This is a genomic window from Stenotrophomonas testudinis, assembly GCF_024499815.1.
GTDB lineage: Bacteria > Pseudomonadota > Gammaproteobacteria > Xanthomonadales > Xanthomonadaceae > Stenotrophomonas.
Genome location: NZ_JAMOKY010000032.1, coordinates 31,327 through 45,361, shown reverse-complemented (window position 1 = coordinate 45,361; position 14,035 = coordinate 31,327). Strand labels below are relative to the sequence as shown.

Here is a 14,035-nt window from a genome sequence, read left to right as displayed (position 1 = left end):
TTCAAAGATCAGGGGAAGCGGCCTCAGCGCCGTTCCCGTGTGCTGCGAAGTTTCCTTCGTAGCGAGCCGCCCATTATAGCCGGCTTTTCCGCTTCGTCAACACCTTTTTCAAGGCCGCCTCACCGAAGTGGACGTTGTTGCCGATGCTGCTTCGTCGTTGGACCCGAAGGTCTTTCGTCGTTGCGAGCCGCCTATTATGCCGGACTTTTCGAGTCCGTCAACACCTTCGTTCGATCAACTCGTTCGCCGGTGTGGCGTCGCTGTTGGCGTGTCGCTTCCGAGGAAGTTGCCACGCTGCAGCAAGGGAGCGAATTCTAGAGATCCTGCAGAATTCGTCAACCCTTTTTTTCAGGAAGATGACAATCGCATCGCCTGTTCCGTGCAAGGCGCGCGTGCCGGCATCCCTGCGGCGTTGCCCGCGCGTTGCGCGGTCAACGCCGCAAGCGCTATGTATGTACGGATGCATGTAGAAGAGGCAACGATGGGCACGCAGGTCAGACAGGTGTGGTGGCGCGATCTTTCGGTACCGGCAGTCGTGGCCGGCTTCATCACGGTGCTGGTGGGCTTCGCCAGTTCGGCGGTGATCGTGTTCCAGGCCGCACAGGCCGTCGGCGCAGATCAGGCACAGATCGCGTCATGGATGTGGGCGCTTGGCCTGGGCATGGGCATCACCTGTATTGGTCTCTCACTGCGCTACCGGGTGCCCGTGGTCACCGCCTGGTCGACCCCGGGTGCGGCAATGCTGGTGGTGGGTGCCGGTGGCGCCTCGCTGTCCGAGGCCACGGGTGCATTCCTGCTCGCCGCGGTACTGGGCATGATCGCCGGCTTCTCGGGCATCTTCGCCCGGCTGATGCAGCGGGTGCCGATGGCGCTGGCGGCGGGCATGCTGGCGGGCGTGCTGCTGCGCTTCGGCCTGGACGTATTCGTGGCGATGAACACCCAGGTCGTGCTCGCCCTGGCGATGTTCGCCACCTGGCTGGCCGGGCGACGCCTGTTCCCACGCTATGCGGTGATCGCCACCCTGCTGGTCGGCATCATCATCGCCGCCAGCCGTGGCCAGCTGCATGCGCAGGACCTGCACCTGCAGCTGGCCACCCCGCATTGGGTCACGCCCTCGCTGTCGTGGCAGGCGGTGGCCGGCATCGCCGTGCCCCTGTTCGTGGTCACCATGGCCTCGCAGAACATTCCCGGGGTGGCGGTGATGCGCGCCTCTGGTTACAGCGCGCCCATTTCGCCGGTGATCGGCTGGATCGGCGTGCTCAACACCGTGTTGGCGCCCTTCGGCGCCTATGCACTGAACCTGGCGGCGATCACCGCGGCGATCTGCATGGGCCGCGATGCCCATGAGGACCCCGCACGCCGCTACACCGCGGCGATGGCCGCCGGCGCCTTCTACATCCTGATCGGCCTGTTCGGCGCGACCGTGGCGGCGCTGTTCGCCGCCTTCCCCAAGGAACTGGTCGCCTGCGTGGCCGGCATCGCCCTGTTCGGCACCATCGGCAACAGCCTGGCCAGCGCACTGGCCGTGGAACGCGACCGCGAGGCCGCGCTGGTCACCTTCCTGGTCACCGCCTCAGGCGTGTCACTGGCCGGCATCGGTTCGGCCTTCTGGGGCCTGGTGGCCGGCTCGCTGTGCCTGCTGGTGCTGCGCCCACGGCTGCAGGCTCAATAGGACGTCGGCAGGAACGCCAGGCCCACCACCAGCGCCAGTACCGCAGCAAGGCTGAGGACCATGCCCAGCCAGCTGACGTCGCCGCGCCGGGCCAGTTCCTCCTGCAGCGCGGCCGGGTCGCTGCCCTTCAGCGCGCGGGCCTGGGCGATCTGGCGCTGGCAGTGCCGCAGGTACCAGTGGTTGGCGAACACACCGGCGGTGACGCCCAGCGCCAGGCTTGAGATGGACGAGAAGGCCTGCGGCACGTCGAGCAGGGCTTCGGCCACGCTGCTGACCACCAGCACGGCGATCCACAGCATCGCCACCCGGTACATGCGCCGGTACATCATCCACGGCAGGCCGAACAGGAACGCGGGCCAGTGCCAGGTGCCGGACGCATGGGGCACACCCTGGTCCAGCCGCCAGCGCCGCCGGTACAGGGCGAAGTTGCGGCCGACCACCGCGGCGTACAGCGCCATCTCGCCTTCCAATGGCTGGCTGTCCTGCGTGGGGCCCGCCGGCATCCCCGGCGCCGTATCGGGCGCTCGGTAGGGGTCATCGATCCCACGGTCGACGACAACCGCCGGGGCGGCGACGTCGGCCGTCTGGGGCGGCGCGTCGAGTTCGGCCAGCGGGCGCCAGATCGGCATGCCCTCGCACCAGAGCAGGGTGGCGGCCCCTACCCTGCCCTCGGCCTGCAGCTGCCGCAGGCCGGCCAGGTCGACCGGCCCCTCGCGCTGGCTGCTGTTGGCGTAGAACCACTGTGCCTCCTGCATGCATCGCTCCTTGTCTGTAACGGGGCCCGCTCAGGGCTGGGGCTGGCTGGACAGCACCTGCACCAGCATGTGGCGGCCGCCCGGGGCCACGGTCACGACATCCGGACCGGCGTTGGCGGCCTCCAGGCAGACGTACTCGCGCCAGCCATCGCCAACGTCGGCCATCTTCGCCGCCGCCTCAGCACCGGGGTTCCAGGCCACCAGCGCGCGGCTGCCTTCGGTACGCAGTTCGATGCGGCGCTTGAGCACCGGGTCGCGCAGCACGTAGCGGCCGCCGGCCGGGCTGTAGATGCGGTCGCTGCGGCCCGGGTCGCGCGGATCGCTCAGCGACCACGGCCCCTGCTGGCGGCGGGTCTGGGCGTAGTTCTCGTACTTGTCCTGGTAGGTCACCCCGTCCACGCCGTCCACCTCCACACGGGTCGCATCGCCCACGCGGAAGTAGTTGTGCAGGGCCTGGGTGAAGGTGGCCGGTGCGCTGCCGGTGTTCTCGGTGATCAGCTGCTGGCGCAACTCGCGACCCACGCGCACGGTCATGGTCAGGCGCAGGCCGAGATCCTGCAGCGCCGGCGGCGCCAGGGTCAGCTCGATGCTGCCGTCGTCGAGGCGGCGCGCCTGCTGCAGTTCCCACGGCAGGGTGCGGACGAAGCCGTGCGCCGGCACGTCATTGCCCTGGCCCTGGCGGCCGAAGTATGGCCAGCACACCGGGCTGCCGCCACGGATCGGAGTCGGCAGCTCGGCCCGCTTGGGCGAAAGCCACATCACGTCGGGCTGGCCCTTGGGCACGAAGGACAGCAACTGGCCGCCGAACACGCTGATGGCGGCGGTGGCTTCGGGGGTTTCCACCAGCCAGGCATCGAGTCCCTGGAACTGGCCGCTGCTGACACCCTGGATCTGTTGCACGGTGGATCGACTCCGTAAGGCCGGCGACTGCGCGGCACTGTAGTTGGCGGGAAGACTGAAACGGGTGGGCGTGGCCGGCGTGCGCGGCTCGGCCTGCAGCGCGCGCAGGATGCGCTGGCCGGGGCGGCCATCGGCATCGGCCCAGCCCAGGCGGCGCTGCTCGACCTGGATCGCGCGCCGGCTGGCGTTGCCGATCATGCCATCGGCGCTGCCGATATCGTGGCCACGGGCCAGCAGCAGGGTCTGCAGCTGGCGGCGCTCGTCGCGGCCGAGGCCGGGATCATCGGTGGGCCAGGCGGTCGTCAGGCCGTTGCCGCCGCGCAGGCGGTCGGCCAGGGTGGCGATGGCCAGCGCGTAGCTCTCGGCGGCGTTGTAGCTGTAGATCGCATCGTAGTTGCGGAACACCAGCAGCGCCGGGCCCTTGCTGCCGGCCGGCAGCAGCAGGGCCACGCGGGCATCGGCCGGCAGGCCCTGCGGCGCGAGGACGCTGCCATCCAGGCCGGTGATGCCCAGTGCGCGCCAGTCGGCCAGCGCCCGACGCTGGGTGCGCCCGGCCTGCGCCGTCTTGAAACCCTCGGGAATACGCACCTCCATGCCCCACGGCTCGCCGCTGCGCCAGCCGGCGCGCTTGAGATAGTTGGCGGTGGAGGCCAGTGCATCGGGAATGCTGGCCACCAGATCGCGGCGGCCATCGCCATCACCGTCGACGGCGATGCGCGCATAGGTGCTGGGCATGAACTGGGTGTGGCCGAAGGCGCCGGCCCAGGAACCGGTGAGACCCTGCGCCTGCAGGTCGCCCTGCTCGATCAGCTTGATGAGCGCCAGCAGTTCGCCACGGAAGAAGGGCTGGCGACGGCCGGCGCAGGACAGCGTGGCCAGCGACTGCAGCAGCGGACGCTTGCCGAACACGCGGCCATAGTCGCTCTCCACGCCCCATACCGCGACGATGGTGGCCGGATCGATGCCGTACTGCGCCGATACCCGCTGCAACAGATCGCGATGCTGCTGCAGCATGGCGCGGCCATCGTCCACCCGCGGGCGATCGACCAGGGCAGCCAGGTAATCCCAGATCGGCGTGGTGAATTCCGGCTGCGCATCCAGCAGCGGCAACACGCTGGGGTCAGGCTGCAGGCCGGTGGTGATGGCAGCGAAGCGATCCTCGGCGATGCCCTGCTTGCCGGCCGTGGCCTGCAGCTGCGTCATGCAGCGGGCGAAGGCCGGGTCAGCGGCGGGTGTCGGTGGCGCCGTCAACGGCGCGGCCAGCGCGGCGGCCAGGCCGAGCGTGGTCATCAAGGGCATGGCGTCCTCCGTGTTGCCGGTGCTGGGGCCATGTTAGCGCGGGCAGACGGTCTGGCAGGCGCCAGGCATGTCCCGGCACTACCGATGCGCAGCGGAGGCGCGCAGCAGGCGCAGGCCGTAGGCCGGATCGGACGCATTCCAGTGGGCGATGGTTTCCAGCCCGGCCTGCTGCAGCAGGTGGTTGAAGCTGGCGTCGGTGTACTTGTGGCTGTACTCGACCCGGATCGGTTCGCCGGCCTGGAAGTGGAAGGTCTGCCCATCCAGGTGCACGTCCTGCTCGCGCTGGCTGACCAGGTCGGTTTCGATGCGCATGCGCGCGGTGCTGTAGCGCGCCTGGTGGCGGAAGCCATCGAGGTCGAAATCACTGCCGACCTCGCGGTTGAGGCGGGCCAGCAGATTGAGGGTGAAGGCGGCGGTGATGCCGTCGGCATCGTTGTAGGCGGCCTCGATCAGCGCCGGGTCCTTGTGCAGGTCGATGCCGACCAGCGCCAGGCCGTCATCGCCCATGGTCTGGCGCATCGCGCGCAGCAGGGCGATGGCCTCTTCGCCGTCGAAGTTGCCCAGGGTGGAACCGGGGAAGAACAGCAGGCGCCGCGCCGCCGCGCGCTCCGGTTCGGGTACCTGCACCGGGCGGGTGAAGTCGGCGCAGACCGGCAGCATCTCCACCTGCGGCAGCGCCGGGGCCAGGTGGTCGATGCTGGACAGCAGCGCGGCGCGCGAGATCTCGATGGGGGTGTAGGCCACCGGATCGTGCAGGGCGGCCAGCAGCAGGGCGGTCTTGCGGCCGCTGCCACTGCCCAGTTCGACCACGTGGGCATGGGCGCCGACCGCGCTGGCGATTTCCGGCAGGACCCGGTCAAGCAGGGCCAGTTCGGTGCGCGTAGGGTAGTACTCGCGGGTGTGGGTGATCTGCTCGAACAGGCGCGAGCCACGCGCGTCGTAGAAATACTTGGACGGCAGCTGGCGCGCGGCGCACGAGAGGCCGGCCACGGCGTCGGCCATGATCTGCTGGCGGCCGGGGGTAAGGTCGGTCAGCGCCTGCAGCGCGTCCTGCACGGTACTCATGGAAGATCCCTCGCCAGGCGTACGCCGGAAAACTGCCAGCGCGCCGGTGGATTGAAGAAGTTGCGGTAGCTGCTGCGTACGTGGCCGCGCGGGGTGGCGCAGCTGCCGCCGCGCAATACCCACTGGCCACACATGAATTTGCCGTTGTACTCGCCCAGGTTGCCGCCGAAGGGCTGGAAGCCGGGGTAGGCGCCATAGGCGCTGCTGGTCCATTCCCAGACATCGCCGAACAGCTGGCGCAGGCCCGTGCCCTGCCCTGCATGCGGATGCAGCTGGTCGTCATCGGCGAAGTGGCCGCTGGGCGGCTGCGTGGCGGCCGCCGCTTCCCATTCGAATTCGGTCGGCAGCCGTGCCTCATGCCAACGCGCGCAGGCGTCGGCTTCGTAATAGCTGAGGTGGCAGACCGGCGCATGTGGATCGAGCGCGCGCCAGCCGCCGAGGGTGTACTCGCGCTGCAGGTCGTCGTGCCAGTACAGCGGGTGCTGCCAGCCTTCGGCCTCGCACAGGGCCCAGCCTTCGCTGAGCCACAAGCGTGGATCGCGGTAGCCGCCGGCATCGACGAAAGCACGGTACTCGCCGTTGCTGAGCGGGCGCTCGGCGATGGCGTGTGCGGGAACAAGTACGCGGTGCGGCGGCGATTCGTTGTCGTAGGCGAAGGGCGCGTGCTGCGGCCAGCGCGCTGCGCCGACGCTGACGATGCTTTCTTCCCGTGCAACCCAGCCCTGTGCGCTGGCCGCGCTGGTGACCGCTGCGAGGTCTTCGCGATAGGGCGGCTGCAGCGGGTTGCACCACAGGGCGTGCTTGATGTCGGTCAGCAGTAGTTCCTGGTGCTGCTGTTCGTGCTGCAGGCCCAGCTGCAGGTGCTGCAGCGCCTCTTCACCAAGGTCGCCATCGGCCAAGCGCGCCAGCACCTGCTCATCGACGTACCGGCGATAGTCGCTCACCTGCTGCAGCGAGGGCCGCGACAGCAGGCCGCGGCGTGGGCGGGCATGGGCCGGGCCGAGGCTCTTGTAGTAACTGTTGAACAGGAAATCCCAGGCCGGATCCCACGGCTGGTGGCCACGTACGCTGGCCAGCACGAAGCGCTCGAAGAACCAGGTGGTGTGGGCCAGGTGCCATTTGGCCGGGCTGGCATCGTCCATGCTCTGCAGCATCGCGTCTTCGGCGCTGAGCGGTGCGGCCAGTTGCTGGCTGCGTCCACGCACGTGGGCGAAGTGGCTGGCGAGTTCACGCTGCGGGGCAGCGACGGCGAGGGTTGCGCTGTCCATGCGGACCAGCTTCGGCTGCTGGGAGTGAGCGCGATGTCATGGCCAGGTGGATGCTTGAAAGATCAAGGGTTCAGACGGCGTCGAGGTAGTACCAGCAGCCATCGATGCGCAGGAAACGGCTGTGCTCGGTCATCCGCACCGCACTGCCACCGCCGATGCGGTAGCGGGCGGTGAAGCGGACCTCGGCACTGTCCGTGCCGGTGACGGTGTGATCGTTCACGGTCAGGCCCAGCCACTGGGTGCGCTGGCCCGGTGCCTCATCCAGAGAGAGTTCGGCCGGGCGCGTGTCCGGGTGCCAGGTCTGGCGCAGGTAGTCGGCCAGCTGGCGTACGTAGGCGCTGTAGCGCGAACGCATCAGGCGCTCGGCATCCGGGGCGGCCTCGCCAGCGTGGTAGCGGCCGCAGCAGGTGGCGTAGTCGGCGGGCAGGCCGCAGGGACAGGGATCGGCGGGTATGCGGGTCATGCCGGTATTGTCGCGCGGGACGCCCCCGGCATCCATCGGCGATAGGCGTATGCTGTCGCCCCCCATCCAAGTGTCGATCGCCGTGCTGGAACTGGTTCCCCCTGAGTTGTGGTGGTTGGTGGTGATTGCCTTCATCGCCGGCCTGGTCGATGCGGCAGTGGGCGGCGGCGGGCTGGTGCAGCTGCCGGGCCTGTTCACGGTGCTGCCGCAGCAGACGCCGGCGATGCTGTTCGGCACCAACAAGTTCAGCTCGATGTTCGGCACCGGCGCGGCGGCCTGGCGCTATGCGCGCAACGTGCGCTTCCCGTGGAAGCCAGTGCTGTTCGCCGCCGGCACCGCCTTCATCTTCTCCTTCGCCGGCGCCACCGCAGTCAGCCTGCTGCCCAAGGAGGCGGTGCGGCCGCTGGTGCTGGTGCTGCTGGTGGCGATGCTGGGCTACACACTGTGGAAGAAGGATTTCGGTGCACTGCACCGGCCGCAGGAGATCGGTCGCCGCGAGCTGGCCATCGCCTTGGCCATCGGTGCGGCGATCGGTTTCTACGACGGGTTCTTCGGGCCGGGCACCGGCAGCTTCCTGATCTTCCTGTTCGTGCGCTTCTTCGGTCTGGATTTCCTGCGCGCCTCGGCGGCGTCGAAGGTGGTGAACCTGGCGACGAACGTGGCGGCGATCTCGTTCTTCATCCCCACCGGCAACATCCTGTGGCTGTTCGCGCTGCCGATGGCGGCGGCCAACATCTTCGGCTCGGTGGTGGGCACGCGGCTGGCGCTGAAGGGCGGCACGCCGTTCATCCGCAAGCTGTTCGTGGGGCTGGTGGTGGTGCTGATCGCGCGGATGGCGTTGGATACGTTCCGCGGAGCGTAAGGGCGCGAAATGATCTGGTAGGTGCCAACCTTGGTTGGCACGCTGTTGCCGGTCGCGCAGAGCAGCCGAGCATGGCTCGGCTCTACAGGGAGGGCGGTCAGGCCTCGGCTTCTTCCGGTTCGTTGGCCTGCTGGCGGCTGCGCTCGGGCAGCTTCAGGCGCTTGCCTTCTTCGTCGTACTCGATGAGCAGGACGCCCGAATCATGGCGGCCGCTGATCTCGACGAAGCAGGCGCCACCGATGAACGGTTCCAGCGTCATCACCGACTTCAGCGGGGTGGCGACCACCATCTGGAAACCGAAGTTGTCGAAGATGTTCATCGCCAGCGCGGTGAACTCGTTGTCGGCCTTGTCGAAGGCCTCGTCGAGCACGACGGCGGCATAGCTGGGCAGCTGGCTGTCGGCGCCGCCGAGCTGGTAGCGCAGTGCCGCGGCCAGGCAGGTGGTGGCCAGCTTCTGCCGCTGGCCACCGGACTTGCCGGCGCCGCTGCGGTAGATCTCGACCTGCTGGCGCGTCTGCGCATCCAGCTCCACGCCGATGAACTCGACGTGCATGCGCACGTCCAGCACCAGTTCGCGCCAGCGCTTGTCCTCGCCTTCCTGCGAGCCGAGGCGGTTGACCAGCTGGCGCAGCACGGTGAACTGCGATTCGGCCAGCTCGCGCTGTTCGGTCTGCTGCTGCGACAGCACCTCGCGCAGCTGCAGGTGGAACTCACCCACTTCCGGCAGGCGGCGGTCGCTCAGCTCGATGGTCAGCAGGGTGCCGCGGTTGAACGGCACCTGTTCCAGGCTGGCGTTGACCTCGTCCAGGCGCTGGCCGATCGACTTGCGGGCCTCGGCGCTGTGGCGCTGCAGGGCCAGCAGGTTGTTCTTGCTCTGGTTCTGCAGCAGGTCGAAGAAGCGCTCTTCATGCTGCGGCAGGCCATCGCGTTCCAGGCGCTCCAAGCGGGCGAGGAAATCCTCGGCCGAGGCCACCGACACGGTGAAGTCGCCCGATTCCTCCGGCCACTGCTGGATGAAGCGGCGGAAGCAGCCCAGCAGCAGGTTCTCGACACGGTTGACGTCCTGCTGCGATGACGACAGCTGTTCGTTCAGCGCGTTGCTGACCTGCCGCATGTGCGCCTCAAGCGTTTCCAGGCTGAGCGGACCCTGCTCCTGCAGGCGCTCGGCCAGGCCCGCTTCCTGGTCTTCGGCCAGCGCCGGCAGCACCAGGGCGCGGCTCTGCTGGCGGGCACGGTCCAGGCGGTCGCGTTCGCGCACCAGCTGGCCGCGCTCGACGCGGGTGTCTTCATAGGTACGGCGGGCCTGCTCGATATCGGCGCGCACGGCGTCGATCTGCTTGGCCAGGCGGGCCAGGTCGGCGTTGCCTTCGCGCAGGTCGCGCAGGGTGGCTTCGATGTCGGCCAGGCGCTGCTGCGGTGCGGCCACGTCGATCTCGTTCCACTGGATGCCGATCAGCTCGTGGCAGGCCAGGCGGCGTTCGTTGTCGCGGTCACGTTGGCCGCGCAGGCTGGCGATATCGGTATCGCAGCTGGCGATGCGCTTGGCCAGTTCCTGCGCTTCGCGCTCGAACACCACCAGCTTGTCGCGGTTGTTGAAGCCCAGGATCCAGCGGCGACGGTCGTTTACCGCGCTGCGGTCATCCTTCTCGAAGCGGTCGCCCGGATGCTTGACCTGGCCTTCGCGGGTGATGCCGCGGTCGACGTTGCGCAGCTGCTTGGCATCGACGCATTCGTAGTCGAAGCGCTTGCCCAACTCGCGGCGCAGCCAGCCTTCGAAGGCGTGGTCGCGCAGTTCCAGCTTGTGCAGCAGCGAACGCGCGGACGGCTCGCGGGCGAACGCATCGTCGTTGCGACGCACGCGGTAGTAGGTGAAACGCATGCCGAGGTGGGTGCGGTTCACCCAGCCGGCTACCTCGTTGTAGTGCTTGTCGTCCACCAGCAGCGACTGCGCGAAGCCGCCCAGCACGCGCTCGATGGCGCCCTGCCAGTTCTGCTCCTCGGTACGGACCTGGATCAGTTCGCCCACGAAAGGCAGCGAGGCTTCAGAAATGCCGGTTTCCTCGGCCAGGCGTGCGCGCAGCTTCTGCATCGGTGCGGGAATGCTGGACGGCGTGCGCTGCATCGCTTCCAGTTCGCCACGCACTTCGCCGAAGCGACGTTCGTCATCGCGCTTGCCGCCCAGCCGTTCGCTGATCGCATCGTCCAGCGCCGCCGAAGCGCGCTGGCGGTCCTGCAGTTCGTTCTGCGCGCGTTCGACCAGTTCGGAGAAGCCGTGCGCGTCTTCCGGCAGCTCGGCCTGCAGGTGGCGCGCGGCCTCGCGGGCCTGCGCCTGCTTGGCCAGGCGGCGGTCGCGCTCGGCTTCGGCGCGGCCCTGCTCGCGTTCCAGTTCCTCGATGCGCTCACCGCCCTGCTGGCGGCGCTGCAGTTCCAGCTCGGCCAGGCGTTCGGTGTGGTTGTCCAGCGCCGCGCGGCGCTGGGCTTCTTCGCCCAGCAGGCCACGGTCGCGCACGTCCATCTCGCGCAGGCGCGCTTCGATCAGCAGCTGGCGACGGCTTTCGCGGAAGCTGTCGATGCCCAGCTTGAGGGTCTCGTCATCGCCGCGCTGGCGATGCATGTGCTTCAGTTCGGTGTAGTGCGCGCGCGCCGGCAGCAGGGTTTCCACCTGGCGACGCGCGGTGACCACCGCCTGGTGCGCGCCATCGAGTTCGGCGAAATCACTGACCAGGCGCTCGGCGGCATCGAAAGTGCGCGGCGTGTCCAGCATGAAGTCGCGCAGGAAGACGTTGAGGTCGCCCAGGTTCTTCGCCGACTGCGTCTTGTGCAGCAGGCGCAGCGCCATCTCGTTGTCGATGCCCAGCAGGTGGCGGAAGCGCTCGGCGTAGCCGGAGAACGTATCGAAGTGGTGGATGTCGGCCAGCTTCTGCTTCAGCTTGCGCAGGTCCAGGTCGAAGCCGCCGAGGTCCTTGGCGATGTCGAACGGGCGCTCGGCGATCATGTAGTGCTTGCGCACGTCGCCGGCCGAGGTGCCGTTGCCGGAGATCCACAGCAGGCGTACCAGGCACACAACTCGGCCATCGCCGGCGCGGTATTCCAGCACCAAGGCGGTCCAGGTCGCGCCCTTGCGCAGGTACTGGGTGGCGATCTCGCCGGTGCCGCTGTCCTGCTGGTCGGCCCATGCGCCACGCACGTAGGACACCAGGTTGCGGTCGCGGCCACTGCGCTCGGCTTCACGCGCGGCGGCGTTGAAGTCGACGATGGCCGGCGGCGTCAGCAGCGCGGACATCGCATCGAGCAGGGTCGACTTGCCCGAGCCGGAACGGCCGACGAACAGGAAGCCGCGCTCGGCGATCGGCACTTCGGTCAGGCCGTTGAAGGTGCCCCAGTTGTGCACCTGCAGGCGGCGCATGCGGAACTGCTGCAGGCGCGGGTCCGGCAGGCCTTCATTGAACAGGGCGGGAGTGTGCTTGGAAATGGCCATGCGGTGCTCGGGACTCTCAGGCTTCTGCAGCCGGGGTTTCGCGCAGCTGGCGGTACACCGCCGAAAGCTGGGACACGTCTTCGGCGGAGAACATCAGCTTCAGCGCCGGCGAGACTTCGTGGCGGTCTTCCTGGCCGCCAAGGCGGGTCAGGATGTGGTTGTCCTTCATCTTCTGCACGGCCGAGGCGACGCGGCGGTTGAAGCCGGCGCGGTCGGTGGACAGGTTCTTCTCGTAGATGGCCAGCGCTTCGGCCATCTCGGCGTCGGCGACGACGGCGCGGTTGCCGCGCGCATCGGCCTCGGCGAGCTGCTGGCGCAGGTACAGCAGCAGCACCGAATCGATGAAGGTCAGCGGCGAGGTGCGCAGCAGCACCGGCGCGTCGACGTCTTCGGTGTCGGCCTGGCGGGTGAAGGCCACGCCGCTGTCACGGTCCAGCACCAGTTCCAGGAACAGGTCGGCCAGTGCCGAGCGGATCGCGGCTTCGCTGCGGATCAGCGCCGGCCACAGCTTGGCGTGGCGCAGCTGGTCGATGCTGGGGCCGATCAGCAGCTGGCACAGCGCGCGGCGCGCATCCAGCGGCAGGCGGCCGGTATCGCCCATGTAATAGACGTCGTTGCCACGGCGCGGCGGTGCGGCAACCGGTGCCGGTTCGGCCTCGTAGGCGTCTTCGACCAGGTCGGGCGCCGCTGCTTCGATGGGATCTTCATGCCAGCTCATGGCGTCTCTCCTGGGTGAACCAAACCAGCGGAATACGTGCGCGGCGCACCTGGCCGTCGCCGCCGCGCCATTGCGCAAGCTCCTGCTCGCCGGCGACCACGTTGCCGAAGCGCGTGCCCAGCGACAGGTAGCCGATGACGCTGCCCAGGCCCTGCGGCGCTTCGCGCTGGGCGAGGGCTTCGGCGATGCTCAGGCGCGGCTGCGCGTCCAGCAGTTCGTGCAGGTCGCGGCGCAGGGTACGGAAGTCGATTTCCGACGAGGCCACCAGGTCGCCCACGCTTTCCAGGCTGATGGCGGCCGCATCGTTGTATTCGACGTTGCCATCGACCTGCGCGCTGCGCGGGTCGTGCAGCTTCCACTGCGACCACGAGCGCAGGCGGCTGGTGGTCAGCTGCAGGTCGAGGCCGATGCTGCGCTGGGCGGGGAAATCATCGCGCAGGGCCAGGGCTTCGGACTGCGCCTGCTTCAGCAGCTGGTTGAGGCGGCGCTGTTCCAGGTAGCCACGGCTCTGCACGAAGCCGCGCAGGCTGCGCGCGAAGTTCTGCAGCACGTCGTGCACCTGGCCGCCGCGTTCCAGCATGGTGCTGGTGAAGCCGCGCAGGAAGTTGCGTTCGTTGCGGTCCAGGCGACGGGCGAAGCCGCGCGCGAGCACGGCCTCCAGCGCGGCGTCGAGCTGGGCGCTCTGTTCGGCATCGTTGAGCAGGCGCCAGAACGCCTGGAAGCTGCGGCCGGCATCGCTTTCGCCGATGACGTCGACGCCTTCGAACAACTGCGACAGCACGTCGCCGCGCTCGCCTTCATCGTCGATGATGCGTTCGCGGAAATCGCGGTTGAGCTGCTCGAAGTCATCGCGCACGCGGCGGAAGTCCTCGGTCAGTTCGTCGGCCAGGCCGATGATCTGGCGGGTGCGTTCCAGCGCGCGCTTGCCGTCGAGGGCGACCACGCGGCCAGCGCCGACGCGGGCGATCTCGGCATCGATGCGGTCGCGCTCGTCGTGCAGCGCCGACAGGCGCGCATCCGGATCGGCTTCGGTCTGCGCGGCCAGCGCCGAGAGCTGCTCGATGACCAGGGCCAGGCGGCTTTCGGTGGCGGCCACGCGGGCCTGCTCCAGGCTGTCGGCGAAACGGATCGCCTGCAGCGCCTGGGTCGACAGTTCGTACTGCTCCTGGTCGGCACCTTCGGGCAGGCGGCGTTCCAGCCAGCCCTGGGCCAGCCAGTGGGCGATGTAGGCCTGGGCGGTACGCGGCAGCTCGCGCGACAGTTCGTCGCCGGCCAGCTGGTCCAGCGCGCGTTGCAGGCGCTCGTTCAGTACCGAGGACGGCAACGTGCGCTCGCCGTCCATCAGCAGGCCCTGCAGCAGGCCGATGATTTCCGGGGCGTGGTCGGCGGCAAGCAGCTTCCACTGGGGCTGTTCGCGCAGATGGCGGTAGCGGGCAATACGTTCGCGGTGCTTCATGCAGCGAAGGGAGTCATGGACGCAGAAGGCTGCGGGCAGCCAAGCACGGCCGCCGCGGGGGCAGCCGTGGACGTGCCGGCCACGCGGGGCCGGCGCGGT

At 68.8% G+C, this 14,035-nt stretch carries 10 protein-coding genes; 2 read left to right on the top strand and 8 right to left on the bottom strand.

The window, feature by feature from the left end; translation table 11 throughout:
* Window positions 1-481 precede the first annotated feature (481 nt).
* Window positions 482-1,672, top strand: a complete 1,191-nt coding sequence (locus tag NQ204_RS15295) for a benzoate/H(+) symporter BenE family transporter (protein WP_256644325.1) — start codon at window positions 482-484, stop codon at window positions 1,670-1,672.
* On the opposite strand, the gene NQ204_RS15290 is transcribed toward NQ204_RS15295, so the two are convergent.
* From NQ204_RS15290 to NQ204_RS15270, 5 genes are all read right to left on the bottom strand, one after another.
* On the bottom strand, window positions 1,666-2,427 hold the full coding sequence (locus NQ204_RS15290) for a GYF domain-containing protein (protein ID WP_116864641.1): 762 nt from the start codon (window positions 2,425-2,427) through the stop codon (window positions 1,666-1,668). The two genes, NQ204_RS15295 and NQ204_RS15290, sit on opposite strands and share 7 nt — an antisense overlap.
* Window positions 2,428-2,457: 30 nt before the next feature.
* The gene (locus tag NQ204_RS15285) at window positions 2,458-4,617 is read right to left on the bottom strand and encodes a lytic murein transglycosylase (RefSeq protein ID WP_256644326.1); all 2,160 of its coding nucleotides are present in this window, start codon (window positions 4,615-4,617) and stop codon (window positions 2,458-2,460) included.
* A gap of 87 nt (window positions 4,618-4,704) precedes the next feature.
* Window positions 4,705-5,691: an L-histidine N(alpha)-methyltransferase gene (gene egtD, locus NQ204_RS15280; protein WP_116864643.1), complete on the bottom strand. Its 987-nt coding sequence runs from the start codon at window positions 5,689-5,691 to the stop codon at window positions 4,705-4,707.
* Entirely contained in the window at window positions 5,688-6,959 is a 1,272-nt protein-coding gene (gene egtB, locus NQ204_RS15275; protein ID WP_256644324.1) for an ergothioneine biosynthesis protein EgtB, read from the bottom strand. The genes egtD and egtB overlap by 4 nt, the downstream gene beginning before the upstream one ends.
* Before the next feature lie 70 nt (window positions 6,960-7,029).
* Entirely contained in the window at window positions 7,030-7,422 is a 393-nt protein-coding gene (locus NQ204_RS15270; RefSeq protein WP_256644323.1) for a YchJ family protein, read from the bottom strand.
* Window positions 7,423-7,504: 82 nt separating this feature from the next.
* On the opposite strand from NQ204_RS15270, the gene NQ204_RS15265 reads away from it, so the two are divergent.
* A complete protein-coding gene (locus tag NQ204_RS15265; RefSeq protein WP_165835733.1) occupies window positions 7,505-8,284 on the top strand; it encodes a sulfite exporter TauE/SafE family protein in 780 nt (259 codons plus the stop codon).
* A gap of 97 nt (window positions 8,285-8,381) precedes the next feature.
* Here the strand turns inward: NQ204_RS15265 and NQ204_RS15260 are convergent, their stop codons facing one another.
* Genes NQ204_RS15260 through NQ204_RS15250 form a run of 3 tightly spaced genes read right to left on the bottom strand, consistent with a single transcriptional unit; the run spans window position 8,382 to window position 13,936 of the window.
* Window positions 8,382-11,762 (bottom strand): ATP-binding protein, encoded by a 3,381-nt coding sequence (locus NQ204_RS15260; RefSeq protein ID WP_256644322.1) that lies wholly within the window; start codon window positions 11,760-11,762, stop codon window positions 8,382-8,384.
* A 16-nt stretch (window positions 11,763-11,778) separates the two neighbouring features.
* Window positions 11,779-12,480 (bottom strand): DUF4194 domain-containing protein, encoded by a 702-nt coding sequence (locus NQ204_RS15255; RefSeq protein ID WP_116864647.1) that lies wholly within the window; start codon window positions 12,478-12,480, stop codon window positions 11,779-11,781.
* Window positions 12,467-13,936, bottom strand: a complete 1,470-nt coding sequence (locus NQ204_RS15250; protein ID WP_256644321.1) for a DUF3375 domain-containing protein — start codon at window positions 13,934-13,936, stop codon at window positions 12,467-12,469. The genes NQ204_RS15255 and NQ204_RS15250 overlap by 14 nt, the downstream gene beginning before the upstream one ends.
* Window positions 13,937-14,035: the final 99 nt, after the last annotated feature.